23 protein-coding genes are annotated in these 26729 nt (G+C 41.3%); 17 read left to right on the top strand and 6 right to left on the bottom strand.

The features are described from left to right. Window positions 1-110 precede the first annotated feature (110 nt). Window positions 111-1010, top strand: coding sequence for a 3-hydroxyacyl-CoA dehydrogenase (locus tag NOM90_RS01515; RefSeq protein WP_255939455.1), 900 nt, complete (start codon window positions 111-113; stop codon window positions 1008-1010). An 87-nt stretch (window positions 1011-1097) separates the two neighbouring features. On the opposite strand, the gene NOM90_RS01510 is transcribed toward NOM90_RS01515, so the two are convergent. Both NOM90_RS01510 and NOM90_RS01505 read right to left on the bottom strand, forming a co-directional pair. Beyond that, a complete protein-coding gene (locus NOM90_RS01510) occupies window positions 1098-3602 on the bottom strand; it encodes a DUF4116 domain-containing protein (RefSeq protein WP_255939453.1) in 2505 nt (834 codons plus the stop codon). 446 nt (window positions 3603-4048) lie between these two features. After that, entirely contained in the window at window positions 4049-4924 is an 876-nt protein-coding gene (locus tag NOM90_RS01505; protein ID WP_107935737.1) for a LysR family transcriptional regulator, read from the bottom strand. A gap of 148 nt (window positions 4925-5072) precedes the next feature. Between NOM90_RS01505 and NOM90_RS01500 the strand changes: the two genes are divergently transcribed. Continuing rightward, window positions 5073-6095, top strand: coding sequence for a YeiH family protein (locus NOM90_RS01500; protein WP_017815737.1), 1023 nt, complete (start codon window positions 5073-5075; stop codon window positions 6093-6095). A 27-nt stretch (window positions 6096-6122) separates the two neighbouring features. Then, on the top strand, window positions 6123-6545 hold the full coding sequence (locus NOM90_RS01495; RefSeq protein WP_017815736.1) for a universal stress protein: 423 nt from the start codon (window positions 6123-6125) through the stop codon (window positions 6543-6545). A gap of 73 nt (window positions 6546-6618) precedes the next feature. Here the strand turns inward: NOM90_RS01495 and NOM90_RS01490 are convergent, their stop codons facing one another. Further along, the gene (locus tag NOM90_RS01490) at window positions 6619-7188 is read right to left on the bottom strand and encodes a recombinase family protein (RefSeq protein WP_017815735.1); all 570 of its coding nucleotides are present in this window, start codon (window positions 7186-7188) and stop codon (window positions 6619-6621) included. Window positions 7189-7334: 146 nt separating this feature from the next. Between NOM90_RS01490 and NOM90_RS01485 the strand changes: the two genes are divergently transcribed. Continuing rightward, complete coding sequence (locus NOM90_RS01485) at window positions 7335-10301, top strand: Tn3 family transposase (RefSeq protein ID WP_071318957.1); 2967 nt, start codon at window positions 7335-7337, stop codon at window positions 10299-10301. 252 nt (window positions 10302-10553) lie between these two features. Here the strand turns inward: NOM90_RS01485 and NOM90_RS01480 are convergent, their stop codons facing one another. Continuing rightward, window positions 10554-11501 carry an alpha/beta hydrolase gene (locus NOM90_RS01480; protein ID WP_255939441.1) on the bottom strand — a complete coding sequence of 316 codons (948 nt, stop codon included), beginning with the start codon at window positions 11499-11501 and terminating at the stop codon, window positions 10554-10556. Window positions 11502-11691: 190 nt separating this feature from the next. Here NOM90_RS01480 and NOM90_RS01475 point away from each other — a divergent pair, with 190 nt between their 5' ends. The 4 genes from NOM90_RS01475 (at window position 11692) to NOM90_RS01460 (ending at window position 15400) form a co-directional block, all read left to right on the top strand. Then, entirely contained in the window at window positions 11692-12681 is a 990-nt protein-coding gene (locus NOM90_RS01475; protein WP_255939439.1) for a tyrosine-type recombinase/integrase, read from the top strand. Then, on the top strand, window positions 12671-13015 hold the full coding sequence (locus NOM90_RS01470; RefSeq protein ID WP_255939437.1) for a hypothetical protein: 345 nt from the start codon (window positions 12671-12673) through the stop codon (window positions 13013-13015). Before NOM90_RS01475 ends, NOM90_RS01470 begins: the two co-directional genes overlap by 11 nt. Window positions 13016-13199: 184 nt before the next feature. Further along, window positions 13200-14294 (top strand): DUF3900 domain-containing protein, encoded by a 1095-nt coding sequence (locus NOM90_RS01465; RefSeq protein ID WP_255939436.1) that lies wholly within the window; start codon window positions 13200-13202, stop codon window positions 14292-14294. 20 nt (window positions 14295-14314) lie between these two features. Beyond that, complete coding sequence (locus tag NOM90_RS01460) at window positions 14315-15400, top strand: hypothetical protein (protein ID WP_255939434.1); 1086 nt, start codon at window positions 14315-14317, stop codon at window positions 15398-15400. A gap of 86 nt (window positions 15401-15486) precedes the next feature. Here the strand turns inward: NOM90_RS01460 and NOM90_RS01455 are convergent, their stop codons facing one another. Next, window positions 15487-16416, bottom strand: a complete 930-nt coding sequence (locus tag NOM90_RS01455; protein WP_255939433.1) for an L-lactate dehydrogenase — start codon at window positions 16414-16416, stop codon at window positions 15487-15489. 225 nt (window positions 16417-16641) lie between these two features. On the opposite strand from NOM90_RS01455, the gene NOM90_RS01450 reads away from it, so the two are divergent. From NOM90_RS01450 to NOM90_RS01425, 6 genes are all read left to right on the top strand, one after another. Beyond that, the gene (locus NOM90_RS01450; protein ID WP_255939432.1) at window positions 16642-16992 is read left to right on the top strand and encodes a CidA/LrgA family protein; all 351 of its coding nucleotides are present in this window, start codon (window positions 16642-16644) and stop codon (window positions 16990-16992) included. A 1-nt stretch (window position 16993) separates the two neighbouring features. Beyond that, window positions 16994-17677 carry an LrgB family protein gene (locus tag NOM90_RS01445; RefSeq protein WP_255939431.1) on the top strand — a complete coding sequence of 228 codons (684 nt, stop codon included), beginning with the start codon at window positions 16994-16996 and terminating at the stop codon, window positions 17675-17677. Window positions 17678-17774: 97 nt separating this feature from the next. After that, the gene (locus tag NOM90_RS01440) at window positions 17775-19061 is read left to right on the top strand and encodes a WD40/YVTN/BNR-like repeat-containing protein (protein ID WP_255939430.1); all 1287 of its coding nucleotides are present in this window, start codon (window positions 17775-17777) and stop codon (window positions 19059-19061) included. 175 nt (window positions 19062-19236) lie between these two features. Next, window positions 19237-19419, top strand: coding sequence for a hypothetical protein (locus NOM90_RS01435; protein WP_255939429.1), 183 nt, complete (start codon window positions 19237-19239; stop codon window positions 19417-19419). Window positions 19420-19519: 100 nt separating this feature from the next. Beyond that, window positions 19520-20266, top strand: a complete 747-nt coding sequence (locus NOM90_RS01430; protein ID WP_255939428.1) for an SDR family NAD(P)-dependent oxidoreductase — start codon at window positions 19520-19522, stop codon at window positions 20264-20266. A 184-nt stretch (window positions 20267-20450) separates the two neighbouring features. Next, window positions 20451-20828 (top strand): spore coat protein GerQ, encoded by a 378-nt coding sequence (locus NOM90_RS01425; RefSeq protein ID WP_255939427.1) that lies wholly within the window; start codon window positions 20451-20453, stop codon window positions 20826-20828. A 123-nt stretch (window positions 20829-20951) separates the two neighbouring features. Here the strand turns inward: NOM90_RS01425 and NOM90_RS01420 are convergent, their stop codons facing one another. Further along, entirely contained in the window at window positions 20952-22358 is a 1407-nt protein-coding gene (locus NOM90_RS01420) for a glycoside hydrolase family 30 protein (RefSeq protein WP_255939426.1), read from the bottom strand. 207 nt (window positions 22359-22565) lie between these two features. On the opposite strand from NOM90_RS01420, the gene NOM90_RS01415 reads away from it, so the two are divergent. The 3 genes from NOM90_RS01415 to NOM90_RS01405 all read left to right on the top strand — a co-directional run bounded on the left by NOM90_RS01415 (window position 22566) and on the right by NOM90_RS01405 (window position 26589). Beyond that, the gene (locus tag NOM90_RS01415) at window positions 22566-24020 is read left to right on the top strand and encodes a DUF6892 domain-containing protein (protein ID WP_255939424.1); all 1455 of its coding nucleotides are present in this window, start codon (window positions 22566-22568) and stop codon (window positions 24018-24020) included. Between the two features lie 18 nt (window positions 24021-24038). After that, complete coding sequence (locus tag NOM90_RS01410) at window positions 24039-24830, top strand: class I SAM-dependent methyltransferase (RefSeq protein WP_255939422.1); 792 nt, start codon at window positions 24039-24041, stop codon at window positions 24828-24830. Between the two features lie 376 nt (window positions 24831-25206). Next, the gene (locus NOM90_RS01405) at window positions 25207-26589 is read left to right on the top strand and encodes a hemolysin family protein (protein ID WP_255940504.1); all 1383 of its coding nucleotides are present in this window, start codon (window positions 25207-25209) and stop codon (window positions 26587-26589) included. Window positions 26590-26729: the final 140 nt, after the last annotated feature.

Raw genomic sequence — 26729 nt, 5'->3', positions numbered from 1 at the left:
TATTTTCAATAATCTAATAGTTCGAATTTAAGTTGCTTAAAATATAAATTAAGTTTAAAATAAATATATGACAATGTTTATATATAAATAATAGAAGGGATTGTTGTAACATGAGTTATACAAATATTTTGATCGCCGGAAGTGGCGTATTAGGTAGCCAAATCGCTTTCCAAACCGCTGTACACGGATTCGCAGTCACTGTTTACGATATTAACGATGCAGCATTGGATCAAGCGAAAACTCGAATCCAACAGTTGAAACCTCGTTATCAAGCAGACTTAGGGCTTACCGAAAAACAAGTAGAAGCAGCATGGGAACGTTTAACTTTCCAAAGCGATCTGGCTCAAGCGGCAGCGAATGCAGATCTAGTTATCGAGTCTGTACCGGAATCGATGCCGATCAAGGTTGAATTTTATGAAAAATTGGGTAAAGTCGCTCCAGCGCATACGATTTTTGCAACGAATTCTTCGACATTGTTGCCAAGTCAATTCGCTGATGCTACAGGTCGCCCCGAACAATTTTTGGCACTGCATTTTGCGAACGAAATTTGGAAAAACAATACCGGCGAAATCATGAAGCATGCTCGCACAGACGATAAAGTCTTTAATGACGTAATTGAATTCGCCAAACAAATCGGTATGGTTGCTCTTCCTATTCAAAAAGAACAACCGGGTTATATCGTCAATTCACTACTTGTTCCACTGCTTAGTTCGGCGCAAAAGTTACTCGTTACCGGAATCGCAGACGTTGAGACGATCGACAAAACATGGATGGTCGGAACCGGCGCTCCGGTAGGTCCTTTCGGTATGCTGGATGTGATCGGAATCAATACTGCTCACCACGTAGCAAAAACAAGAGCCGATCAGACAGGCGATTCTGATTTCAAAGCCGTTGCCGATCTGTTGAAAAACGAGTATATCGATAAAGGTAAATTGGGTACGGCGACGGGGGAAGGATTCTACACGTATCCGAATCCAAGTTATCGGGAGCCTGGGTTTTTGAAAGGTTAATAAGAAGATATAAAACAAACTGCTATCAAAAATCATTTTTTGATAGCAGTTTGTTTTATGGTTAAAAGTGGAAAATATGAAGTTGTTTTAATCAGATTTTATATCGTTCAATAATGACAATGGAACAGATGATCCTTGAAGAATTTTATCGACGACTGATTCATTCCATTCACGTATAATATTGTGATCTAATAAATACTGTAAAGATCTCATTTGATTTGATCCTTTATACATTTCTGTACCTGATTCGAGTTTACCTGTTTTAGATTGTTTAAATTCAACGACTTCCATTTTTGAAGAAGAGTTTTTTATTAACTTTTTATAATTTTTATATAGATCAGGTCTTTTTTCTGAAAGAAGTGTTGGTATATCAGTCGCTATATAACGTGAAGTAATATCTTCAGCCCAATAAGAAACGATATTACGTGTTTGAGCATCCAGATAAATGTGATTATAAACGTCGATATCAACAATGCTACCGTGAATAATTCCACTTCCTCCAATGTTTTTAATAAATTTGGAAAGCATAAGTAATTGTTCGTGATAACCCGATAAAGCGATCTTAATTGCTTTTGCGTACTTGTCCATATGATCGTAATAATAGTTCAAATTTTGTTCTTCGATCTTTTTGATTTTCCCCCCACTTAAAAAATAACGAATTTTTTTATCATTTTCAAATATAAAGCAATAGAGATCTTTCTTTTTCAACATATATATTTTCCCTTTTCTAGTGAATTGCATTTGTATTCGCAAACCGATTGCGAACTGTCGATACTCTTTTTGTGAAATGAGGTGTATTCCTTCAGGATATTCACAAAAAAAGTCATACTGCCAACGCAAATCAAACCATTTTAAAAATACTGTTTTACCGTAGTAACCGATTTGGTTATCAGCGTAAACCGTACATGTATTATCTATTCGTTGCAAATTACGATGCGTATGCCCATTCATATAAATCCAAGAGGGGTGATAAGTATCGGAACTCCAATTAGAGAGCGGGGTATGAGTACAAATAATAACTTCACGTGCTCCTAATGCGTCAATTAACTTTCTATGAATAGCATCAAATCTTTGCGAATAATATTGATCTTTTGCTCTGGTCAGTATGGTATTTCGATAAAGACCATTCGTTGCATTGAATGAATCGTTTAAGCCTGAGAATCCTAGACCTCCCCAGAATATGAATGAAGACATTCGACTCCATTTTTGCAATTCTTCGATGCTACTTTTCAAGATTTCTTCTTCAGATAGATAATCAAATTGATCATTATCGTGTAGAAAAAGCAGGTCATTATGCAAAAACAAAATACCTAGTTCATCGAATAGCTTACGATATTCATCGATAAGTCCCTCTAAAGAATTATCTTGCTCCCTCACTGCCCAAAGCTCATGATTGCCTAGAATTGCGATGATTTTAACGTTTTTACACTTTGAAGATAACAATTCATAAAATATATGAACAATATCGAAATGCGATGAAACATCACCCGCTACAACTAAATAATCGTTATAACCTAAATCTGTGGATTCAAGCATCTCAGTTACAATCTTGTTAATGAAGTTATGGATTTCTCTTCTTGTGGCTTGGGTTGGAAACATTTTAATTAAACGATGATCCAAATGAATATCGCTTATGTAATGAATACGTCTCATAACACTCTCACGCTCATGTAAATCGCTAGTAAAAGGTAAAATACGAGGTTTTTCATTTACAGAAGATTGTTCGATAATTTGTGTATGAGTGAGAGATTGGACTTTTCCATCTGAAACATTGAGTTTATAAAAGGAATCATCATAAAGCCCAAAGCGTTGCAATGTCTTTGTAGAAATATATGCATCTTTAATATTCAACTTCCGAATATTTATACCATCAAAATGGAAGTCTTGTAATTCCGCTCTACTCAGATCATTATTTATTTTTTTTAAAAAGGATTTAAACGTTTTATAGGAAAAAATTCTTTCTGGGAAGACTTCGATGTCAAAACAATCTAAAACTGCTGGTTCGACTACAATGAATTTGTTAATAGAAGCATCAAATTTTTTGACTTTAAAGTAACGTACGCCTAGAGTCCATTCTAATTCAATAATTTCCTGATCGGCACGAATTTTTGAAGGAAAACAATTTCTAACAACGCTTCGCAATTTATTAATATTTAATGTCTCTAGTTCTTCTAATCTTTGTTTCAAAAATGTAATACATCTTTTTTTTGTAATTAATCGTTGCGGCAAATATTCAAATGCCCCCCAATCCATTTTGACTGCTTGATTGCATAGGGAAGGTATGCGAAGTTCATGAGGAATATATCTTAAGGATAAAGGATCGTTAGAGATAGCTTCTTGAGCCACTTTCAGCGTAATTAACTCAGGATCAATAAAACGTAATACAGTACTCGTACTTGAAACTGCCGCAATAATAATATCTTCTGATCGTAAATGTTCAGGTACAAAGCGTATTTGAAATCCATTCATCTTCAAAACTTTCATACATAGATCAAGCGTCAATTCACCTTTAGGTATACCTGATAAAGTATCGCCTAAAGAAATAGGTTCAAAAACATCTAAGGGGTCGAATTCCAGTCTTTTTTTCTTCATATTATTTTCACTCCATTGACTCAAAATGTATGCATGAAAAATATACCATATATCCTTCATTTACACATCTTGAAACGATATCTATTGTATTAATTCTATAATAAAAAAACAGCGTATAATATAAATTATACGCTGTTTCCGTTTAAATCGATTAAAAACTCAAAAGTCAGCTCCTAGATCGACTCAAAAAGAGCCCCAAAATCAATTTTATGTATGGTTTTACCTTTTATAATTTTCAGCAATTATATCTCTTGCGATTAAACTTTCGAATAGGGGTAGCGTCAGGAAAATGCGGATTTACAACGCTAAGATCACTCCCAAGATTAATAACCCGATTTTAACAACGATACGTGGAGGATTGGTATTTATTTTATCTGACATTGGATGAACTTGTTCCACGTTGATAGGGCTTGCTTTTCACCTCGTTATTCACAATTGACTGGATTTCATTCTATAACTAAGGATTCAATAAATATCTCGATTGCTTTTGTATAAAATTCAACTCTTGGAGTTATAAGTGAAAAATTTCGTGAGATTGGAAACCCATTTATATCAAGTAACTTCACTTTACCAAGTTCTAGTTCGTTTTTTATTGACGCGTGTGAGAGTATAGAAATTCCTAGACCAGCTTCAATAGATTCCTTAATAACTTGCGTACTCCCAAATGTCATATACTTCTTCGGAGAAAACCCCAATTGTTTAAATCCCTTTTCTTGCATTTCTCTCGTTCCAGAACCTTCTTCACGAACTAACCAAGTCTCTAGGTTTAATAACAAGGGGTCTATTTCCTTTTGTTCTGCTAAATGGTGATTTGAAGGGACTGTAATTGATAACTCGTCAAGAGAAAATGGTATAACCTTTATATTTTCATTATTAGCCTCTCCTTCGATTATCCCAACATCTACCTCGTGTTTCTTTATTAAATCTATAATTTCATTAGAATTTTTTATAGTAATGATTGGATTTAATAATGGATAGGATTTAAGCAAACTGGCAATTTTATGAGGAAGAATGTATTCTCCGAAAGTATAACTTGCACCAATAGAAAGAGGACCACTTGCAGTATGTTTTAAATCATCAATGAGTCTTTCCATTCGAGTATAGAGACCTAAGATGTCCTTGGCGTGATGAAATACTATTTCTCCAGCCTTGCTAAGTCGAACATATTTGTTTGTCCTCTCTAACAATTTTATCCCCATGTTTTTTTCTAACGTTTGTATATAATTGCTGACTGCTGGTTGTGTCATATGGAGAAGTTCAGCTGCTCGAGTAAAGTTCTTTTGTTCTGCAACTGTAGTAAATACAAGTAAAGATTGATCCATTATGAGTCTTCCTCCTTAGAATAAAATGGGGTCTAAGAAACTTCAATGATAAGTAATTTTATATTACAGCTATAATTATAATCTATTTTACTTATTATCAAAACAAATATACTCTTAATACAAGGAAGCAAATATAGGAGTTGTTAAAATGAATACATCATTAGCAAAACATAAAAAATCATCCTCGAGAGGACTTTGGTTCGGTGGTGTTGGATTTACCTTTATTATTGCATTAGTTGGTTTTGGATTATCACAAATACCCGGGTTAGATCATGTTGGTCAGCTCGCCTGTGCAATCATCATTGCAGTAGTTTATCGACAAATTTGGGGATATCCTGAGAAATTCCGTACTGGAATCCAATTCTCTGCCAAAAGGTTGTTAAGGCTTGCTATTATCCTTTTTGGGTTAAAACTAAACATTGATGTTGTTTTTCATCAAGGGTTAGGTTTGCTTGCAAGAGATGTTGGAACCATCGTTTTTTCAATCCTTCTTACAATGTTGCTTGCAAAACTATTCAAAGCGAATTCTTCCTTATCCTTGTTATTAGGAATTGGAACAGGGGTGTGTGGCGCTGCTGCAATTGCAGCCGTTTCACCCATTTTGAAAGCAAAGGATGAAGATACTGCTATTGGGGCAGGTATAATTGCTTTAGTTGGTACCATTTTCGCCATAACATACACTATCTTACGTCCGTTTCTCCCTTTGACAGACCTTCAATACGGTGTTTGGTCAGGTGTAGGTCTACACGAAATTGCTCATGTTGCCTTAGCAGGAGCGCCTGCTGGTCCAGATGCACTTGCTATTGCTTTGTTAGCGAAACTAGGTCGTGTTTTCTTACTCGTTCCACTTAGTTTTATTCTTATGTACTGGATGAAACGAAAAAATAAAGTTGAATCAGATTCTGATGCTAAAATTGAATTTCCATGGTTTCTCATAGGTTTTATTATCATGAGCTTATTTGGAAGTTATGTCCTTGGTCATTTGATTACCGTCCCAACTAGTGTCATGAATAGCATCTCTTTCTTCACTTCCTTTATCCTAACTATGGCTATGATTGGATTAGGTTTAAATGTTAGTCTAAAAGACCTTAGAACGAAAGCGTTAAGACCACTTCTAGCAATGGCTATTACATCTGTTTTGTTATCTGTTATCACATACTTCACAATGTAATTAATTGTAAATCAGGAGGTTTCTTAAATGAATAAAATATTATTTCCTACTGATGGTTCGGCTTATTCTGAACATGCCGCAAGAATGACAGGGGAGTTCTTGGAAGCTTGGCCAAATGCAACAGGTGTTGTGCTTTACGTCACGGTTAAAGAAAATTACGCCTATGATTTTGCAACTGAAGCAGTGGATCGATACGAAAAAGAACTTAGTAAACATATTGAAAAGAAAATTATGGAAGGAGTCCTTCAACCTTGGAAGGATCGTCTTGAATATAATCATCAAATAAGTCACCAAAGTCAAACCATTTGTCATGTTGCCCAAACAGAGGAAGTAGATCTTATTATATTGGGTAGTCATGGAAGAGGTGTTTTTGATCGAGTATTGGTGGGCAGTGTTGCTCAAGGGGTGTTACACCGGTCCGAAATTCCTGTCTTGATTGTTAAGAAGTAATTCTTCAAATTAAGGGCTTACCATAAGGTAAAGCCCTTAATACTCCTATAATCCTTTAATTCTTTAATCCTTTTCATGTTTCAGATAATTTTCTATATAAAGAAGCTCTAGATACATTTGTAATTTCACAAATTTGATTTACAGTCATTCCTCCTTCTTTATATAGTTTAACTGCATAATTCATACCTGCGTGATTTTTATGATATTTCTTTAATCGACCTTTAAACTTTCCTTCTTTCTTTGCTAGCTCAATCCCTTCACGCTGACGCATACGAATAAGATCTCGCTCTAATTGGTTAACGCCAGCCATTACCGTAATTAAGAATTGGCTGTATGGATTATCTTCTGATAAATCTAACCATGTATCCTTGAGTGATTTTAAGTTTGCCATTTTACTGCGTATTAAATCAATCATTTCAAATAAATTCTGCGTACTTCGAGTGATCCGAGTTAAGTCTGTAACATAAATAATGTCACCTTCCTGTAAATCCTCTAACATTTTTTGAAGTTGCTCACGATCCTTTGTTGCTCCAGAAACTTTTTCTTCAAAAATGATATCCATTCCGATTTCGTTCAATTGCTGAAATTGCCTTGAAGGATTCTGGCTAGTTGAACTGACACGTATATAACCGATTTTTCGCATCATACCACCTCGTTTTTGATACAAGTCTTATGAGACACTCCCTACTATGATTTTATCTGTCTACTATACTTGTATCAATAGAGTACACTCTATTGATATATAATTGAACTAATAAATTGAAAAATACAGAAATGGGATGATACTGAATGAAAATTGCGAGAGGTAGAGAATTGCTTACACCGGAACAGAGACAGTCTTTTATGCAAATCCCTGAAGATGAATGGATATTGGGGACCTACTTCACTTTTTCCAAACGTGATTTAGAAATAGTTAATAAGCGAAGGAGGGAAGAAAACCGTTTAGGGTTTGCCGTTCAATTAGCTGTTCTTCGGTATCCCGGTTGGCCATACACTCATATCAAAAGCATCCCAGATTCGGTCATACAATATATATCGAAACAGATTGGTGCTAGTCCATCCTCGCTTGGTCATTATCCTCAAAGGGAAAATACACTTTGGGATCATTTGAAAGAAATTCGAAGTGAATACGACTTTGTAACTTTTACCCTGAGTGAATATCGAATGACATTTAAGTACCTTCATCAATTAGCTTTGGAAAATGGTGATCCCATTCATCTACTGCATGAATGCATAGATTTTCTAAGAAAAAACAAAATTATACTGCCTGCTATCACTACACTTGAAAGAATGGTGTGGGAAGCAAGGGCGATGGCTGAAAAGAAGCTATTTAATACAGTTAGTAAATCTCTTACAAATGAGCAAAAAGAAAAGCTTGAAGAGATTATTACTTCGCAGCATCCATCTGAATCTAATAAAACGATATTGGGTTGGTTAAAGGAACCACCGGGTCATCCTTCACCCGAAACATTTCTAAAAGTAATAGAACGACTCGAATATATACGAGGAATGGAATTGGAAACGGTACAAATTAGTCATTTGCACCGCAACCGCCTGTTGCAGCTGTCTCGCTTAGGTTCAAGATACGAGCCGTATGCATTCCGTGACTTTCAAGAAAATAAACGTTATTCGATATTAACCGTCTATTTATTACAACTTACTCAGGAGCTAACGGATAAAGCGTTTGAAATTCATGATAGGCAAATACTTAGTTTGTTATCAAAAGGTCGTAAGGCTCAAGAGGAAATCCAGAAACAAAATGGTAAAAAGCTAAATGAGAAAGTTATACACTTTACGAACATCGGACAAGCATTAATTAAAGCAAAAGAGGAAAAATTAGATGTTTTTAAGGTTTTAGAATCGGTTATTGAATGGAATACCTTTGTCTCTTCAGTAGAAGAGGCTCAGGAGCTTGCACGTCCTGCCGACTATGATTATTTGGACTTACTGCAAAAACGGTTTTATTCACTAAGAAAATATACGCCAACGCTATTAAGAGTATTGGAATTTCATTCTACAAAAGCAAATGAGCCACTTTTACAGGCTGTTGAGATTATCCGAGGAATGAACGAATCCGGAAAGCGAAAAGTGCCTGACGACTCACCTGTGGATTTTATTTCAAAACGATGGAAAAAGCATTTATACGAGGATGATGGTACAACAATTAATCGTCATTACTATGAAATGGCTGTTTTAACAGAACTTCGGGAGCATGTTCGGGCAGGAGATGTTTCCATTGTGGGCAGCAGACAATATAGGGATTTTGAGGAATATTTGTTTTCGGAAGATACATGGAATCAATCGAAGGGGAATACGAGATTATCAGTTAGTTTATCATTTGAAGATTATATAACAGAGAGAACTAGAAGCCTTAATGAAAGGTTAAAGTGGTTAGCTGCCAATTTCAACAAGCTAGATGGAGTTTCTCTTGAAAAAGGAAAACTGTCACTTGCACGCTTAGAAAAAGATGTTCCAGAAGAAGCAAAAAAATTTAGCGCAAGCCTCTATCAGATACTACCAAGAATAAAGTTAACTGATTTACTCATGGATGTGGCTCATATAACAGGATTTCATGAGCAATTCACTCATGCTTCCAATAATCGAAAACCAGATAAGGAAGAAACAATCATTATCATGGCTGCCCTTTTAGGAATGGGTATGAATATTGGCTTGAGCAAGATGGCCGAGGCCACACCCGGACTTACATATAAGCAACTAGCCAATGTATCTCAATGGCGTATGTATGAAGATGCAATGAATAAAGCCCAAGCCATATTAGTAAATTTCCATCATAAATTACAGTTGTCCTCCAATTGGGGCGACGGTACAACATCCTCATCAGATGGTATGAGAATGCAGCTAGGTGTTTCATCACTTCATGCAGATGCAAACCCACATTACGGGACTGGAAAAGGAGCCACCATCTACCGTTTTACTAGTGATCAATTCTCTTCTTACTACACAAAGATTATTCATACAAATTCAAGGGATGCGATTCATGTTTTGGATGGATTGTTGCACCATGAGACGGATCTAAATATAGAAGAGCATTATACAGACACGGCCGGTTACACAGACCAAATATTCGGACTGACTCATTTATTAGGATTTAAATTTGCTCCTAGAATAAGAGATTTATCAGACTCAAAATTATTTACAATAGATAAAGCAAGTGAATATCCAAAATTAGAAGCCATTTTACGTGGACAAATAAATACAAAGGTCATTAAAGAAAATTATGAGGATGTTTTGCGATTAGCTCATTCTATAAGAGAGGGAACAGTTTCAGCATCCCTTATTATGGGGAAACTAGGTTCCTATTCAAGACAAAACAGCTTGGCTTCGGCCTTACGTGAGATGGGCCGAATAGAAAAAACGATCTTTATTTTGAATTATATATCGGATGAATCATTAAGAAGAAAAATACAAAGAGGATTGAATAAAGGAGAAGCCATGAATGGATTAGCAAGAGCTATTTTCTTCGGAAAACAAGGTGAGCTTAGGGAACGGACTATACAACATCAATTGCAAAGGGCCAGTGCCTTAAACATAATCATTAATGCCATCAGTATATGGAATACCTTACACCTAACAAAAGCAGTTGAATATCAAAAACAGGCTAGTAGTTTTAATGAAGAATTATTGCACCATATGTCGCCTCTAGGTTGGGAACATATTAATTTGCTAGGAGAATACCATTTTAATTCCGAGAAAATGGTCTCGTTAGATTCTTTAAGACCATTGAAATTTTCTTAACGTTGTTAAAAATGGGGGAATCGTCTCGAAAATGTGCTTAGCGTTGTAAATCCGCATTTTCCTGACGCTACCCCGAATAAAAAGTCCATAGGTTACATAATAATTATTATGATACTATGTAAAATTAACTCAGAAAATTTAACTTCATTCATTCAAACGAACCACATCACAAAAAGCGACTCCCAAATTTATGGAAGTCGCTTCGACTCTTCTTTAGTTTACATAATTAAATTACAGTTAACTAAATTCGATTTATGATTTCAGCCAAGCGTTCGCCAACAACAAAGCACCTTTTTTCGCATTAGTGTCTGCCAGCACGTTCAACATGACAAAATCGTGAATAATGCCTTGGAATCTGGCTACAGTAACCGGTACTTCTGCTTCACGAAGTTTATTGCCGTAAGCTTCGCCTTCGTCACGCAATACATCGGCTTCGCCTGTAATAATCAGGGCTTCTGGCAAACCTTTAAGCTGTTCGGTCGTTGCGCGTAGCGGAGAAGCTGTAATCTGAGCACGTTCTTCTGGATCTGTCGTATACTGATCCCAGAACCATTTCATGCCGTCTTTCATCAAGAAATAACCTTCAGCAAACTGATTATAAGACTCCGTATCGAACGAAGCATCGGTAACGGGATAGAACATCAATTGCTTCGCAATTTTAGGGCCGCTGCGTTCTTTAGACATGAGCGTAATCGCAGCTGTCATATTTCCGCCGACGCTATCGCCGCCTACGAACAATTTCGAAGTATCGAATTTTTCGGCTTCGCCTTGCTCGGCAATCCATTCCAAAGTCGCATAAATTTCTTCGATCGCTACTGGATATTTGCTTTCAGGCGAACGACTGTAATTCGGGAACACGACAGCAACTTCGGAACCTACAGACAATTCGCGAATCAAACGGTCATGGGTATGGGCATCGCCGAATACCCAGCCCGCTCCGTGAATATACAAAAGTACCGGCAGCGTACCTGTCGAGCCTTTTGGCCGGACGATACGGATCGACACTTCGCCTTTAGGACCGCCTGTAATCACTTTGTCTTCCATATCCACTTCAGGTTTGAAGACCTCGCCGGATTGTACTTCATCGACGGTTTCCCGACCTTTTTCTGGCCCTAAGTCAGACAAAAAAGGCGGTTTCGAATTGTCGTCTGCGAATTTCTGAGCTGCGGGTTCAAGTACGGGTTTTTTAGCGTCTGTCATGATTACAAGCTCCTTTCGGGTACATGCAGTACCTAGGCAAATGGGAATACCATCATATAACGCAAAATTTGATTTTTTGAAACATAATTTGATTTTACATTCGAAGCTTGCGTTTACCTTAGTGATTAGTTCACAATATCAATATGAATAGCCGATCCATGTTTACGATCAGAACGGAGAGAACCCTTTTATGGCAACGATTCGGATTCCCGAAGATGAAGCACTGGAAGACTACGCCGAATACTTGGAAGCTTTTTTGATCTGGATGCAAGATGCCGGATATACCGACTATACGCAAAAAAATTACTTAAGCGATGTAAGGCAATTTTTACTTGGACTTAATGGACGAAGCTTAGAAGAAGTGAAAAAAATTCACGTGATGTCGTTTTTATCGATGGCTCGGCGTAATGGCTCAGGCGATGCCACGCGTAATCGCAAACACGCCGCTGTGCATTGTTTGTACAAAGCTTTGATCGAACTTGAGCTTTTGGAACACAACCCGGCTATTGGAGTCAAAAAAGCCAAAACAGAAAAAAACCGCGCACCCGTCTATATGGACGAACATCAGATTGGTGAGTTTCTTGAAGCTGTCGATGGTAAATACCGCGAACGTAATCTAGCGATTTTTCTGCTTATGGCGTATATGGGGCTTCGAGTCGGCGAAGTTCACGCTCTTAATATTTCGCATTACAATTCTGAGCGGCGCACTCTTCAAGTGTTCGGCAAAGGACGGAAATGGCGTACTCTGCCAGTACCGGAAGCCGTTATGACCGTGCTGGAAGACGCGATTGCGCAGCGATTGTCTCCTTGGACTGATCGGGAAGAAGCGCTATTCGTTTCGCAAAAAGGACGCCGAATGTCGATCCGCGCGATTCAGCAATTGGCTTCGGATACGTTTGATCGTTTCCAGCATCAACTAGAGCCTCATCAGCGGATTCCTTATTCCAGCCATAAGCTTCGGCACTCTTTTGCAACCATGTTACTTCGAAAAGGAGCCGATCTGCGTACCGTACAAGAAATGCTGGGCCATTCTTCTATACAGACCACAACCGTCTATACGCACGTCTCGAATCGGGAAAAAGAAGAGGCAATGAATCGGCTGCATGTTAGAGTTCCAAGTAATTCGGGTAAAAAGTCGGTAATCGACATCAACGAAGGAGTGGATACAGATGGGATTTAATCTTGGAGGTCTTGGAGACGCATTCAACAAATTAAAGCAAGGTGACCTTAGCGGGCTGAGCGAAATGGCGAATAAGCTTCCGTTAAACGAAATTTTGCAAAAGCTTCCGTTGGACCAATTGCTCAACTCGGAGTTTTTACAAAAATACACGCCGTTCAAATCAGCAGCAGAAATGCTGCAAAAATTCGGTATCGGCGGTAGTGATCCTAATGCGCTTCAGAGCGTTCCGCCGCAAGAATTAGATGCAAAAGTCAAAGAAAATACACAGTTCGGTTCCATGCAAGAATTGATTCAAAAAGGCTTGGAATTTATGCAACAACGCCAAGGCAAGTAAATAAACCTATACTCATCACGCGAGGTGTCGATTTTGACATCCCGCGTTTTTTTATTCCTTCAAGGATAGATTGTTCATTTGCAGTGGTCATGCTATCGTAAACAGACAGGTAGAAGTAAGCAAAAAAGCAAATTGATCATTACTGTTATCCGACACTACGGTTATAGAAGGAGTTTAATACATCATGCGTTTTGAGATTGAGTTTTTATCATTTTTCGTGATTCAGGTTGAAGGCAGAGAAGGCCAAGGCGCCAGAGGATATAAGCATTATCAGACGATGGACGATTACGATTATGAAGATAGCCCGGTGAAAAAGTTCCTGGATAGCGAATTTTCTCGAATCGCTAAGCGTAAAGTAGAAAAAAATCCGTTGACCGAACAAGCGCCTACGAAGATCGGAACCTTTATCGTAGAGCCGGGATATGAACTAGACAGCAATCCTAACTTCAATATGTTCAATCGGATGCGGACAGCCGACGGCAAAGAAGATTTTAAAAATGCGTGCGACGATGTGGTACGTAATTATTTGGATACGGGATCGGTTCGCGGAGGGGCTTTAGTGCTCACGCGTGCCAAAATGCCAACGCATTCGGATGACCCGTTTATTTTCGTTATGAAATGTGATTTTGAAAATAAAATTGCCCGAATTTCCGATGAGCAAAATTTGATCGATGAAGTCGAAATGGCGATCAGCACTAAGAGCATCAAATCGATCATGTACCCGCATATGCCAGAAGCAGGAATGACCGAAGAGTGGGAATTAAAAATCCACCAACCGTCGCATGCTCGATATTTTGAAGATTTCTTGAAATTTGTCGTGTACGAACAGTCGATGCCAGAGATCGTGAATGAGCGAGTGATGGAATTCGTACAGACTTACGTCGAAGAAAAATGGCCGGACGAAACGAGCGAAGAACGTCAGCGTGAAGAACATGATCTGGAACTATGGACAGCGAGCGATAAACGCGATATTCAAGAAAAATGGGAACCTGAGCAAGTGATGGAAGCTGCTGAACGCATCACCGAGTTTCAGCCGGATATCGAGGTTCGGTTTAAACTAGGAAATTCGCAAATCAAAGGGCTACTTGCCGACTTCGGCTATGGCGTTCATATCACTCGTCTCAATGGACGTTATGCGGTGATTTTAGAAGGGGAATCTTTTGTTTTCGATAAAGGGCATTCTCCGGTCGAACTGCTGCAACCGGAAGATTTCGAGACGGTTGCCAAGCGTCTGCTTGAACGAAAAGACGATTCCGGAGATGATGGGTTACCTTATTAATCGCGATAGGGGTGGAGCCTTTGAACAGAAGCAACTATGATTCACTATCAGGAATTCGAACAGAAGGCTTCAAAGGAGTACGTTTTTTATCCGATCAGGAAAGCTCTCATTATGCAGCGTTAGCGAAAGACCATCTGATGCGGCTGCGAAGCGATATAGATCTGAATCAATTATTGCCGATTCGGGCTGTCGAGTTAGATCATGACGAAATGCTTTTGGAATACGCTCGGCATCATTCGGGGATTCCTTTTTACCGAGGGCCAAAATTATTTATTACGATGCGTAGTTCCGGTGAACTCTGCTCAATCAAGACGGATTGGAGTTCATGCCGAATACAATCGGAAGCAGATCCAAAAAAACCGCCCGCGATTTTGAATGTGCCAGAAGAATCTTCTCGTCTGCGCGGGGCTTATGCTTTGAATGTATCAGCTATTTATCCTTTTTATTTGTACCTACCGCGAATGTACGATGCAAGCGGGAAGCCTGTGCTTCAAAATGAAAAGCTTGGGCCGTGGGAATGGATCGATCTACGCGGTGCGCATACCCGTAAACGGAATTCTTCTACGCAAATCCGTTCGTTACAAGGAAACTTTTCATTGCCGGAGTCCAAAAAAGTAGAAGCGTTGGAGCGGGAAGAGCTAAGAAAAGTTCGCAGCACAGTACTCGATTATTTGCTCAATACCGCAAAGCCGCGAGGATATCGATGGGCTTTTTTGGCTGGAAAACGACGTTCGTCTTTTCGTGCAATAGGCGGGATCGTCCATGTACGCTTGTATCGCCTGGTGCATGGATTACCCGTACTTGGAGGATGTCTGGATTTGTATATCGAACGTCGCAGCGGCAAAGTGATCGCAGCTTCAGATGAACTAGAGTTTCGCCGGATGCGGGCTGAACGTTTTACTGAAGCGCTGGTTAAGCCTAAGCTTTCGTCGATAGAAGCGTGGGAAAAACTTCGAGTTCATATCCGAATTTCGCCTTATTATGTCGTGACAGGTCAAGACTTCAATGGAGTGAAGATCGTATCGTTACATTGGATCGAAGAAAGCGAATATGTGTGTGAAGCTTCTTCGGGTCATTTGGTGCATACTGAAATCATTCGTCTATAACGTTTCAAAATCAAGACCCTTACGTCTGGTCGTCTAGTTGTAAGGGTCTTTTTTGATTGCGTATAAGCGCTTAGCCGAATGATTTGTTACAAATCGATTTTAGCGATCTCGGATTTGAGTTTATCCGCTGATGCTCGCAGTAATTCTAACTCTTTGTCGTTGAGCGGAATTTCCAGATGCTCGCGCACGCCGCTACTATCGACGACACAAGGCAATCCTAAATATACGTCGGAAATGCCATGATAGTTATCGAGTAGGGTAGAGACATTAAGAACCGAGCTTTCGTTTTGCAAAATAGCCGCGACGATCCGGTCAAGTGCCAAAGCGATCGCATAATACGTAGATCCTTTAGCATCAATAATCGCATACGCTGCGTTTTTTGTGTTTTCAAAAATTTCGTCTTGTACGCTCTCCGATAAATTCAGATCGGCACCCGCGATATTTGCTCGACTCCAGACCGGAAGTTCGGAATCGCCATGTTCGCCAATGATATGAGCATGAATACTACGCGGGTCAAGATGTTTCTGTTGACCGATCAGATAACGGAAGCGAGCGCTATCCAGCAGAGTACCCGAGCCGATCACGCGATGAGCAGGCCAGCCGCTTTTTTTGTAAGAGACATAAGATAAAATATCGACAGGATTTGTCGCGACAAGAATAATTCCGTTGTCATTATACTTCGTAATATTGCTAATGATCTGATCGAAGATTTCCGCGTTTCGATTCAGAAGATCGATCCGTGTCTCGCCAGGACGCTGCGCCGAACCGGCTGCAATGATAATGATCGCGGCATCTTTGCAATCGGAATAATCGCCCGACCATACTTTGACGCCGCCAACGAAAGGCAGACCATGATTCATATCCAGCGCTTGCCCTAAAGCCAATTCTTTGTTGACATCGATCAACACAAGTTCAGTCATTCGTTGCCTAAGCAATAGCGTATACGCGGTTGTGGCTCCAACATCACCTGTGCCGATTACGACAACGCGGCGAGAACGTGAAGATGAGGTCGTCATGTTCAATCACTCCATTTCTTCCATAGAATAGAATCTTCAAATCTATTATACAAAAAGCCCTCCCCATTTTGTAACCTTTTTATTTAGGTCTTGCACGGGTTTGGATGATAAAATGAAACGTTTTCGATTTTCAGCATTGTGAGATTGGAATTTAAGTTTGCTATAATAGACAAGGTTTGAACAAATGTACGGATTGAACAAGTCAGAAATGAGGTTGAAAAAGGTATGCGCGGGTTTGCAATTCTTCTGGGATTTAGTTTTATCGGAGTCGTTATACATGATACGTTGCATGTACCGCTACCGGGAAACGTGATCGGTTTATTGTTGTTTCTGGGTTGTTTATTTGCAAAAATCATCAAGCTGGAATGGGTCGAAGAGTCGGCGAATTTGCTTACTCGTCATCTCCTGTTATTTTTTATCCCGTATGTCGTGGGAGCGGCAGCGTTGGTTCCTTTACTCGGCAATGATTGGGTATCGATCGCAGTAGGGCTGATCGGAAGTACATTTGCCGTACTTTGGGTTACGGGGAAAGTCGCGCTGAAGATGCAGCCGAAAGAAAAGGAGGGGTCGCAGTAAGATGAATTTTCTTCAAGATCCATTATTCGGCTTAACGATTACGATCGGCGCTTATGCAATTGCTAAAGGATTAAACCGAAAGTTACCGTGGCTGCATCCTATCTTAAGCAGCAGTGCTATTGTGTTGATCGTACTTGCGTTGCTTCGTGCACCTATCGCTAATTATCAAGTCGATGTTGAATTACTGACGAGCTTACTTGGGCCGGCTACAGTCGCACTTGGGGTCCCGATCTACAAACATCGCCAATTGATTCGTGAGCGGCTGGCGGCGATCTCGGTATCGGTATTGGCCGGTTCGATTACAGGGATTGTAAGTGCAGGATTGCTTGTCTATGTGACAAAAGGTTCGCATGAAGTGTTACTGAGCATTTTACCGAAATCCGTCAGTTCTCCAATCGGTATCGAAATTTCAAAATTAGTTGGAGGAACGCCAGAGTTATCCGTGATGTTCAGCGTTGTGACAGGAGTGATCGGCGGAGTATGGGGACCTGCTTTCCTGTATCGCCTCGGTATGCGTGATCCGGTATCTTTCGGCCTTGCGATGGGGAGCGCCGCGCATGGATTCGGCACGGCGCGCAGCTTGCAAGAATCGGAGACCGCAGGCAGCTTCAGCGCGCTTGCTATGGGGCTTACGGGTATCGTGACTTCTTTACTTTTTATTCCGATCTATATAGCGCTAGGTTGAATCGGAAGCAGTTGCGGGGCGGCAGGTTCTTTATGCTATAATGACGAAGGACTTACGCTCCGCAAGACATTATTGAGAATCAAAGGGGGCGGTTACAATGCGAATCAAGCACAAGCTACTGCTGCCTCTGCTTGCTATGCTGATTGTACTTGCCGGATGTACGAACGATTCTTCTAACGAAGATCAGACATCCGAACCAACACAAGAAACGACGAAATCCGATGATATGGGTGGTCAAGAAATTACGCTGGTCGAACCTAAAGGCGGCGGTAGTAACAATCAATATGAAGAATATGTCGTACAGACCAGATTGACCGAACTTCATTTATTTGATGCTCGAAAAGGAATGGCGTGGGGGCTTACGCGAAGTGCGCTTCGTATGTATATGACCGAAAATAACGGAAAAAATTGGACACCATTATCCCCTTCGGAGCAAATCGCATTTTCGGATGTTCCAGAGTACGGAAAAGACGTCTTTTTTACCGATACGAAGCATGGCTGGATCGTTCGAAGTGCGGGAATTGCGGACGAGTCATTAGTTCTTCGAACCTCAGACGGAGGTCAAAATTGGGCGTTAGCTACCCTCGGACGCACAGACGAGTTACCCGCTTCTTTGTATTTTACCGATCAGACTCGGGGATGGCTATTAACGACCAAGACGTCAGATACACCGGGAAGAGAAAATAAAACCTTGTACCGTACGATTGATGGCGGGAAAAGTTGGAACGCGATTATGCGTACAGCAAGTGGTACACAACCGAACGGTTCCGGAGATCCTTTGCCAGAAATCGGTTATATGTCCGGTATGCAATTCGACTCCGCAACGAGCGGTTATGTGACATTATTGGAACTTGGACGTCCTGCATTGTACCGAACGACGGATAGCGGACGCAATTGGATTAAATCTTCTTCCTTTTTTGCTGGTGAAACCCCAATCGGAACTTGCGATACTTACATAAGCAGCAAACCGCAAAAGTATCAAACAGCACAAGGAGGTTGGGTTCCTGTCGGGTGTAAACAGCGCGACAATGTGCAATATAGCGGTTACTTTACGCAAAATGGCGGTGCCGGTTGGAAATATGAACCGTTCACTGTTCCTGCGCAACAATCGCTTAATGTACAGATCGCTCCGGTATTTCTCGACCGGCTAAAAGGCTGGATGCCGATCGGTTCTACCTTGTATCGCACGGTTGACGGAGGGAAGACATGGAAAGCTTTACCGGAAGATCAAAAGTTGAAAGAAAATATGGAGAAGTATCCGGAAATTTTTCAAATTCAATTTGTGACCGACAAAGTGGGTTGGATCTTGATCGGCAAAACCGAGCTTCGACGTTCATTACTGCTACAAACACTGGACGGCGGCTTAACCTGGAACGTATTATAATTTTAAAATGAATCCCAGTAGAGCTAGATCGAAGGTTTGAAGGTTAGCATTTAACTTTTGATTTAGCTCTACTTTTGTTTTTATTTGTGAATTAAATCACATAATATTTTCTGATTTTCTGTTATTTTTTAAATAGAAAGACAAACAACCTACATTTATAAAGGGAGTGATTGTGATGACTGCGCCAACAAATCAACTTACCCGTAATTATTTGAACCTTTGTTATACGTGCCAAGACGCTCCGATTTGCGAAAGTGAAGAACAATGTCTGGCTTGCTGGGCAGAACAAGGAATGTTGGATCAAGTAGAGCCGAAAGCAGAAGAAACTGGTCGATTGCTCACAATGTACTACGCGTAACTAGATTCGATCCTTCTATGTATCCAGAGTTATTCAGTTTCCTTCGACGATTTCTTTGGTTAATAGTAAAAGAGACATAGAAGAAGGAGCTGACAACGAGATGAGTTTTGAATCGTTAACCGTGATTGTTACCGGTGCCGCTCAAGGGATTGGACACACGCTAGCTAAAAGTTATGCGGAGCAAGGCGCACGCGTCGTACTTGCGGATACACAAGAACCAGAAGGCGCCGCAGCCGCGGCAGAAATTCGCAATTCAGGAGGCGAAGCTATCTTCGTCCCTTGCGATATGTCCAATGAGTCGGATATTACACAACTGATGCGCGAGACGATTGAAGCGTTCGGCAAGATTGATATCTTGATCAATAACGCCGGATTTGGAATTTGGAAATCTCCTTATGAACTGAGCGTAAAAGAATGGGACGACGTCATGAATACGAATGTACGCGGCACCTTTTTGGCAACGCGCGAAGCCGCTCTGCATATGCGGAAAAACGGCAAAGGTTCGATCGTAAACCTATGCTCGACCCGTGCGCATATGTCGGAACCGAATTTTGAAGCGTATGCGGCTTCCAAAGGGGCCATTTTAGCCTTAACGCATTCGCTTGCGATTTCACTCGGCGAAGATGGCATTCAAGTCAACTGTATCAGCCCGGGTTGGATTGAAACGAAAAACTACGATCAATTACGTACTGAAGACCATCAGCAACATCCAAGCGGACGGGTCGGCAAGACAGAAGATGTCGCCAAAGCTTGTCTGTATCTGACTCACCCGGATAACACATTCGTGACAGGAACAGAATTAGTCGTAGACGGCGGTATGACTCGGAAAATGATCTATGTCGAATAGTTAAAATAGAAGAAGCGGAGCATCGAGTAGATGTCATCCGCTTTTTTTGTATGCGGATTCGATTTCTACGCACAAGGGTAATGAAAAAGATACAAAATACTCGTTCCTCTTTTTTTGCAATCAGGCAAGCATCAAGTTGTTGGGCAACAGTCAGTCATCTGCATTTTTACGAGGAGGAATTACGATGGAATATTCATATTCACCTGTGACGTATCGGATCAGCAGCGGCGCAAAGCAACGAAGTGGATATACAAGATCGGGTTCATCGATGGCAGATGCTTCTATTCCGCAAACGCAGTATGAGCAGCCTACGGTTAGGTCTACCTTACAAAATAACCTGGGTCGCACCGGAACTTTTTATATGGTAGCCGGAATGAACACCGGAATTACGGCAACTTCGCTTGCAGGGCGTTTGGAAGCAGCCGGTAGCGATCATGTCGTATTGAGTGTCGATTATGGGCAACGGACAGTGATTCCGCTGAATTGTATCGATTACGTTGTGTTTGACGATACCACTGGATACTTCTATTCGGGTAACGAAGCTTTTTTCGCAGGGCAATAAGCATTTAATCTTAAGCCAAGAAGGGCTTGATTTAGAATGAACAGTTATGAATAAAGACCTTTCCTACATATCGAATGTAGAAGAGGTCTTTTTTGATCTTTTTAACTCATGCTGATTCAGGGTCTATAATTCAATGACATACGTCGTAACCGAATGGCAGATCGCTTCAGCCGCAAACGTACCGTTCTCCAATAAAAGTGAGTCCAATTGTTGCAGATTTTCTTTTACGCTTGTGCGGTATACAGCGATTTTCACTGAAGAAGGATTTGGCAATCCCGATAACCGGTACGTGTACTCTATAGATTCCGTATCGCTATCGTTATAAGTCACAATCGTCACTTTTTTGCCAGAAGGATCGATTGCCGTCAATGACTTTTGTCCGTTGTTAGCCACTAATCGACTGCCCGGCGAAATAAACTTGCTATAATTGCCTAACGCGTAATATTGTTTATACATCGTATACGATTCCGCTTCATTTTGTTCAAAAGGAGCAAAAATCAGCCCCCATGTACTGACGTTACTTTCTACCGCTTGCCAATATACCCAAGCTTCGGCGCGCATTTCTTTTAAATCTTTTGTAATACCCGCCGATAATTTGCTTGCACCGCTCATAGAAGTCGGATCAATAGTAGGATGAACGCCATTTTCAAACCCGACTTCAGACATCCAAAGCTTTTTCTTGTCAAATGTAACCGTTCTCAAAAATTCTTGAGGATTATAATCAAAGTCATTATACGTATGGGTGTTCACTTGAGGAATTAAAGCTTTCGTCTCTGGATCAAACGCATTCCACGTATCCAAAGCCATCTGAACAAAAGATTCGTCTGAAGCGCTGATGAAGGTATTCGACAATCCTGACTTCTTCAAAGCCTCGTATACTTCGCGAATGACGATCTGTTGCTGCTCCGGTAAAATCTGTGCGCCTTCTTGCGTGGTGACTTTATATTTCCACCATCCGGCTACCGGTTCGTTAAAAGGAGCGATCGTTCGAAACGTAATGCCGTGAACTTCTTGAAAATGTCGAACCACTTCAACTAGATAGTGAGCAAAATCCGCTTCAGATCCTGCCTTCAAGTTATCGCCGCCTTCTAACCCTCCTGTAGTTGAACCTTCAGCTCCATCGGGTCGAGAAGGATCGTAAGAGTTGGTCATCCACCATGGCGGGCAATTGGAAAAAGCTTCGAAAATCGGTGCATCGACGATCTCGGCGATTTTTTGAAGAATCGAACGTTGATTGTGATCGCGCGAAAAGTCCCAACTGCCGTCTTCATTTTGGTAGGACAAAATCGCTTTGCCATATTCCAAAAAAGGATCGTCCGCGTTTTTCGTACCGCCGATATTGTACCTTGCGATATTAAGTCCAATTCCGTCTGTAGCATGAAACAACTTTTGCACAATCTCTTGCTGACGTTCTTCGCTCCAGCCACCGATGACATTTGCCCACCATGCCAGGGACGTACCCCAACCTTCAAATGTTTGATGATGTACCGACATATCAATTTCAACAGAAACTTTGTCCAGACGTTCCAATAGATCCTCTCCTTTGGGTATCGGATTCTTTTTCATTTTACATCAAGAGAGGTAAACGAACTACAGAAGCCCGCAACTTTTACATGGCTTTGAACGTCAACTTAACAGATTCCAAAAAGTTGGACTGGTGCAAAAAGCGAAGAGAATGTTACTATAGAACGAACGACTTAAGTCATGGACATCTGTCAAGTAATAGGAGGAAATGCGATGACCAATCGGGCAAATCCCGATCAAGAGCCTACGGAACTCTCATACCAATTGCTTACTCGGTTGCAAGGGTTTATACCTGAGTCCGAAGGCTATGAACGGGTCGTGGCTTCTTTCGAATGGATCGATCATTTTGAAATTTCAGAGGAAGACCAAAGAGATGTAGATGAACAAATCAATGAAGCGTGGTGCAGCTTTGTTTTATTAACTGCCGATAGGCGCTCATGGTTTTATGATATAATGTTGAGTCGATTGGAAAAAGAAGAATTCAACGATATTGATTCGGCGCGCAAAACTGCCAAATTAGCAGAACTATTCGCTTTTCGTAAAGCTTCGCTGGAAAGTTCTTACGCTTTGCGCAACGAGCTGCGCATGCAGCACAATCGAGTACTTGAATTACTACGGAAATGGATTGCAAAAGGACAAACAGAATCACTCAGCCAAACGATTTATACTTCATTGTCCAATACGGCTGCCGCGTTATTCGAAGTTTATTTCAATCATCCTCATTATATGGACGACGACGATCTACGCTCGGAAGCGGCAGCGCTGCTACCGAAACTGATTCGGACTTTTTACCCCGCTTGTCACCATGTTCATATTTATATGTTAGGTTACCATACCTGCTATGCCCAAGAATTTGCCGGGCTGATTGACTTTTACCTCAAACTGGATCAACCTAAAGAAAACAAAGGGAAAGCTTACTTGAGCTTAGCGACTTCTTTTATTGGGGAAGATGCAGCTGCGTTAGAATTAGGGATTCGCCCTGTGCTACAAAAGCTGGAACTTGATATGCCGACTTGGTCAGATCGAGAATTCGACGAATTTATCGAAGATTTTATTTATGATCCACTGCGCAGGCAGCCTTTATTGCAAATTACGCGATCAAATGATCGAAGGCTGGTTCTGGATCTCGTTATCGCTCAACATCGCCAGACCGCATTAGCGGCTAAAGCTTCCGAAACGCTCAGGCAATCGCAGGTGATCATTGCGCAGATCGAAGAACATACAATGCCCAGTCCGAAAAATGGATCAAAAGGCGTCGAATTTGTTGATTTTAACTTTAAGCTAGCGGTGATCGAAGAATTAATGTACAAACAAAAAAGAATCACGCCGCGTTTTGACGTTGTTGTTTTTGTACAAGAATATGCGTTACGCGAAATTTCAATCGCCGAAGAAGGCGATCGGGCGATTCCCGAAGTTCGAGAATATTTTGAGCGTCTAATTTTAACCGAAGAAGATCTAGCCCATGTAACCAAGCTCGTCGTCTCGACCGGACAGCAAGTTCAGCTTCAGATTATTCCGTTCTGGAATGGGGAAGACGGTTACTTCGATGTTCATTCTCTGGAAGACCTGCAACATGTGCCGAATTTACGTGTATTACAGACTGTGAAGCTGCTAAAAGCAGATCCAGCTCCGGCAATAGATCGCGGTCTTATTTGGATTCAAGATTGATTAGAAAGGAAGATTAACATGCAAAACCCGGATGCAGCGAATGTTGCGCACCCTTTTAATGAAGAAACATGGAACCAGGAGACCTACGATGCTTGGGTAACAAGGTTCGGTACACCGGCTGAAGCCGCAGAACGTATCAAAGCTCAACCTGCCAAATCGTTATCGGTACTTGGCGAAGCGATCGGTGATCCGCAAGGAAAAAAGATCATGAATCTAATGGGTTCCAATGGAAGCAAAGCAATTGCTTTGGCACTGCTGGGTGCTGAAGTCACTGTCGTGGATTTTTCGCCGGGTAATCAACGTTACGCGCAAGAACTGGCAACCGCAGCTGATGTTCCTTTGACCTATATCGTGTCTGACGTACTCAAGTTAGAAACGGCGACGCTTGCGGGCACTTTCGATGTTGTATTTGCGGAAATGGGGATCTTGCATTACTTTACGGACCTGACTCCGTTTATGAATTTGGTTCATACCTTGCTGGCGCCCGAAGGTGAATTTGTTTTACGGGATTTCCATCCTGTATCAACCAAGTTGATTTCTTCGCGAGGCACGACAGCCAAAATCCGCAAACACAAAGTAGACGGCGATTATTTCGATTCTTCGTTAGAAGAGCAAGAAGCTTCTTTTGCTAAATATGCCGAAGGCGAATCGCCGAAAGTCTGGTTGCGCAAATGGAATCTAGGCGAAATCGTAACTTCGGTAGCGCAAAGCGGCTTAATTTTATCCCGTCTACAAGAAGAACCGAATTTGTCTGGAGATAGCTTTGATAAAGGAATTCCGAAGACCTTCACCTTAATCGCACGTAAATAATCAATGAAATAGCCGAAATTGCTCCTAAATCGGTGCACGAACGTGAAAAAAGAAGATGAAGCATGAAAATGAACCTTGAACCGCTCAAAAGGCGGTTTTTTGGTTTTTTTGACCTTTCGTTCCTATTTTGCTGTGAGTAACTAACATTTATAATGGATCGTATAGCAAAAAAGAAACGGAGTGAGCGAAATTGGGGAGTTGCTAGCGTTTAGATGGGAAGTGGCTTATCGATTATTGTCGGAACAATTAGAAGTCTATTATTTAGGAAAACGAAGGAGGTGGACCCGTTTTCCGAGAGTATAACGCGATATAAAGCGGTACGGAAACGGGATGTATATTGAATAGTGACCCCTTGCCCGGTTGGTTAAGTATTTTGATGGTTGTGTTGCTTGTCGGGTTAAACGGATTTTTTGTAGCGGCGGAATTTGCGATGGTGCGGTTACGTGAAAGTCGAATCGCAACGATGGCGGATAGCGGCAGTAAGCGTGCGGTATTCGCCAGAAGCATGGTCAATAATCTTGATGCGTATCTGTCCGCTTGTCAGCTCGGGATTACGCTGGCATCGCTTGGACTTGGTTGGATCGGGGAACCCGCTGTAGCTTCGTTCTTACGTCCGCTGTTCCATAGCTTTGGCTGGAATAACGAAGTGGCGATTCACGGCACATCGGTAGCGATTGCGTTTATCATCATCACCATGCTGCATATCGTCATCGGAGAGTTAGCTCCGAAATCGATGGCAATTCGCAAAACAGAAGCAGTGGCATTAACCGCCGCTGTTCCGATGGTCTTTTTCTACAAAATGATGTATCCGTTTATTTGGGTCTTGAACGGAATGGCGAATGGTCTGCTGAAACTACTGCGGATCGAACCGGCTTCCGAATTAGATTCGGCACACACCGAAGAAGAAATCCGAATTCTGGTGAAGGAAAGCAACAAAAACGGATTAATCGACAATACGGAAATGGCGCTTGTCGATAATATTTTTGAATTTGCTGATACCACAGCACGCGAAGTCATGATTCCTCGGACCGAAATGATCTGTCTGTATACGAATGTGTCGCGTGAAGAAAATTTGGAAGTGGCTTATGACGGGATGCGGACGCGTTATCCGGTCTGCGAGCAAGATAAAGACCATATTATTGGCTTTATCCATATTAAAGACTTGATGCGGACACCCGACGCCGACTATGACCGCTTGATTCGCCCGATTATCGCTGTACCCGAGTCGATTCGCATTAGCGAATTGATGAAGCTTATGCAGCGTAGTCGAACACAAATCGCGATGCTGGTCGATGAATATGGCGGTACAGCGGGGCTTGTTACGCTGGAAGACATTATGGAAGAGATTGTAGGCGAAATTCAAGACGAGTTCGATGAAGAACAACGTCCTGAACTCGAACAAGCCGGTGAATTCAGTTACTCGATCGACGGGATGATGTTGATTGAAGACGTGAACGATCAGTTTGAATTCAATCTGGACTTTGATGATTACGATACGATTGGCGGCTGGCTCTATGCGCGAATAGACGCTCTGCCTCCTCAAAAAGGACAATCGGTCGATCACGAAGGCTCTACCTTTATCGTTGACGAGACGGAACAAAAACGGATTTCTCGCGTACGGATCTTGAAGCCGTTACCGGAAGCCGATCGTTTTCCGGAACGCGGAGATAACGTAATTGAGGTCGAAGTTCCAAGCGAGTCTCCAGAAACTGACTCTGTAGCGTCTTTAACCGCCAAACAAGTAGAAGCCGGAGCTTAAGAATTCCTTCAATCCAATCTTTAAATCTACAATGATTTGGTAGTCAGTTCTAAAAACCGCCGATACAATCTCGGCGGTTTTTGTTTTCTCTGAGGAGAGCTTCCAAGAGAGCGAATTGACTTCATGTGTAAATATCGATA

Origin of the sequence: Saccharibacillus sp. JS10 (genome assembly GCF_024436065.1) — a bacterium.
Taxonomy (GTDB): domain Bacteria; phylum Bacillota; class Bacilli; order Paenibacillales; family Paenibacillaceae; genus Saccharibacillus.
The sequence above is the reverse complement of the archived record's forward strand: the minus strand, read 5'-3'. Positions and strand labels throughout refer to the sequence as shown.